Source organism: uncultured Corynebacterium sp. (genome assembly GCF_937999985.1).
Taxonomy (GTDB): Bacteria; Actinomycetota; Actinomycetes; order Mycobacteriales; family Mycobacteriaceae; genus Corynebacterium.
The window spans coordinates 1-3,015 of sequence record NZ_CALLDG010000115.1; the positions used below are offsets into that span (position 1 = coordinate 1).

The 3,015-nt window shown below is 63.0% G+C and carries 3 protein-coding genes; all 3 read left to right on the plus strand.

Translation table 11 applies throughout. The features are described from left to right. Positions 1-315, plus strand: a 315-nt coding sequence (locus Q0331_RS05570; RefSeq protein ID WP_298075478.1) for an FTR1 family protein, incomplete at its 5' end; no start/stop codon positions are given. 86 nt (positions 316-401) lie between these two features. Continuing rightward, the gene (efeO, locus tag Q0331_RS05575; protein WP_298075479.1) at positions 402-1,604 is read left to right on the plus strand and encodes an iron uptake system protein EfeO; all 1,203 of its coding nucleotides are present in this window, start codon (positions 402-404) and stop codon (positions 1,602-1,604) included. Between the two features lie 103 nt (positions 1,605-1,707). Further along, positions 1,708-3,015: iron uptake transporter deferrochelatase/peroxidase subunit (gene efeB / locus Q0331_RS05580; protein ID WP_298075480.1), on the plus strand; the 1,308-nt coding region annotated here is incomplete at its 3' end.

Consider the following 3,015-nt stretch of genomic DNA (forward strand, 5'->3'; position numbering starts at 1 on the left):
ATCCTGTTGGTGGTCGTCGCCGCTGGCATCCTGCGCTACGGCATCACCGACCTGCAGGAGGCCAACGTGCTGCCGGGGCTCAACTCGATCCTCTTCGACATCTCGGGAGTACTCAGGCCGGGCACCTGGTACGCCGCTCTGCTGGAGGGCATGTTCAACATCGTTCCCGCGCCAACCGTCCTGGCGTTTATCGGTTGGGCCATTTATCTGGTTGTCGCTATGTGGCTGTTCCTACGCCCGTCGAAGAAGGCGCCGTCTACCTCTAAGGGTTCTGACGCCCACTCCTCCGCACCGACCACCCCAGCCAACGCTTGAAACCCCGCTCCCCCATCTTTTCCTACCTCCTTGCCCTACCTCCCTTACCTCGCGTTTCAACAACAACAGAAAGACTCATCCCCATCATGATCCGCTCCACCCACAACTCCCGTTCCACCGGCACTTCCCGCTCCGTTCGCTCTGCGCGCCCCGTTCGCTCCGCTGCAGCGCTCGCTCTGCCGCTGATTCTCGTTCCAGCGACTCTGACCGCGTGCGCCGACAAGGTCGACACGGATGCGTCCAACACCATCGAGGTCACGCAGACCGACGATGCCTGCACGCTGTCCAGCGCGGACCTATCCACAGGCTCTAATACGTTCACGGTTACCAACAACGGCTCCAAGATCAACGAGTTCTACGTACTCACCGACGGCGGCCGCGTGGAAGGCGAAGTTGAGAACATCGGACCGGGCGCAACCCGCAAGCTGGTGGTCGAGCTCCGCGAGCCCGGCAAGTACCAGGGTCTATGCAAGCCCGGCATGGTCGGCGCGGGTATCGGCACGGACATCAACGTCACCGGCGACGCGGTCTCCGCAGCCGAGGGCGACGAAGCACTGCAGGAGGCCGTGGACAACTACGTTTCCTACGTCCGCTCACAGACGAAGAACCTGAAAACCCAAACGGCCGAATTCGTCAACGCAATCAAGGCCGACGACATGGAGAAGGCCAAGGAGCTCTTCCCGCAGGTCCGCACTCCTTACGAGCGCATTGAGCCAGTCGCAGAATCCTTCCCGAATGACCTCGACCCGCGCATCGACCTGCGCGAGGCCGACCTCGCCGATGGAGACGAGTGGACCGGCTTCCACGCCATTGAGAAGGATCTGTGGATGAACAAGAAGATCACGGATACCACCAAGAAGCTGGCTGATCAGCTCTCCAAGGACGTCGACGAGCTGGTCGAGGGCGTGGAGTCCAAGGACTTCGACGTCACCCCGGTACAGATCGCCACAGGTGCCCTGGGCCTGCTGGACGAGATCGCCACCTCCAAGATCACCGGTGAAGAGGACATCTTCTCCAAGACTGACCTGTGGGATTTCCAGGCCAACCTCGAAGGCTCCAAGGCCGCCATCGCCGCGCTGGAAACCCCGTTGGAGCAGCGCAAGCCCGGCAAGCTGGACGAGATCAACAAGCGCTTCGATGAGGTTCAGGAGCTGCTGAACGGCTACCGCAAGGGCGACAGGTTCGTGCTCTACGACACGGTCAGCGAAGCCGAGCGGAAGAAGCTCTCTGGCGCCCTGGACCACCTGACCGAGGCCGTCTCCGAGGTTCAGACCATCATCACGGGCTAAGCCGCGCCGTACCCTGATCCCCCAGTTCCGGGCCCAGCTCCGCCCGCGCCAGCGTTATTGCCTGGCTCAAAAACTCAATCCCCACACTAAAGAAAGTCACGCCATGTCCGCCGAATCCCCTACTCCTCGCGAAACCGCCGCGTCCCCCGCTAGCAACGCTGGCGCTTCCAGCCAAGCCGGCGCTAACGGCACGGGAATCTCCCGCCGCCGGTTCCTCACCGGGCTGGGAGTCGGCGCGGGCGCTGGAGTGCTCGCCACCGGAGCGGGAGCGATCGCCGCCGACAAGGCCAACGTTGGTCCATTTGCGCAGAAAGACGCGGCTGAGGGCGTCATACCTTTTAGGGGCGAGCACCAGTCCGGCATCGCGACCGCCCAACAGGAACACCTACACATCGTCGCGTTCGACGTAACCACCGACAAACGCGACGACCTGCGTGACATGCTCACCGAATGGACCGGCATGGCCGAGCGCATGGTAGCCGGCGAAACCGCCGCGCCGCTGCGCGAAGACCAACGTAGTGACGCCGCCCAGTACTGGGTGCCCGAAGATTCCGGCGAGGCGATCGACCTCGGAACGAACAACCTCACGCTAACGATCGGCTACGGACCCAAACTATTCGACAAGCGCTTCGGCCTGGCAGACCGCCGCCCCGAGGGCTTCGAGGTAATGCCGAAGTTCCCCTCCGACCAGCTGGTGGACAAACTGTGCGATGGAGACATCGTGATCCAGGCTTGCGCCGATGATCCGCAGGTGGCCGTCCACGCTGTACGCAACCTGGCTCGCGCCGGCAGCGGCGTGGTGGAAGTGCGCTGGTCGCAACTGGGGTACGGCCGCGCCAGCTCCACCACTCGCGAGCAGCAAACCCCACGCAACCTCTTCGGCTTCAAGGACGGCACCCGCAACGTGGTGGCGGAGGAAACCGAAGAGATGGATAAGCACATCTGGGCCAGCGACGGCAACGGAGCCGGCGGACAGGACTGGATGGCAGGTGGCTCGTACCTGTGCGCCCGACGCATCCGCATGCTGCTGGAAACGTGGGATAGGCAGTCGCTGTCCGACCAGGAGCACACCTTCGCCCGCTACAAGGACAACGGTGCGCCAATTGGTACGGACGACGAGTTCGCCGACGTGCCCTTCGACCTGACGCTCGGGCGTGAGGCCGCTATTCCGGAGGATTCGCACGTGTTCCTGGCACACCCCGACAACAACGACGGGCAGCGCATGCTGCGGCGGGCGTACAACTTCGTGGAGGGGTCGGATAACTTCGGCCACCTGTCGGCGGGGCTGTTCTTCATAGCCTATGTCGCAGACGCAAAAAAGAGCTTCATCCCAATTCAGATGAAGCTCTCGCGCAGCGACAAGATGAACGAGTACGTGCGCTACGAATCCTCGGCGATCTTCGCCTGCCCG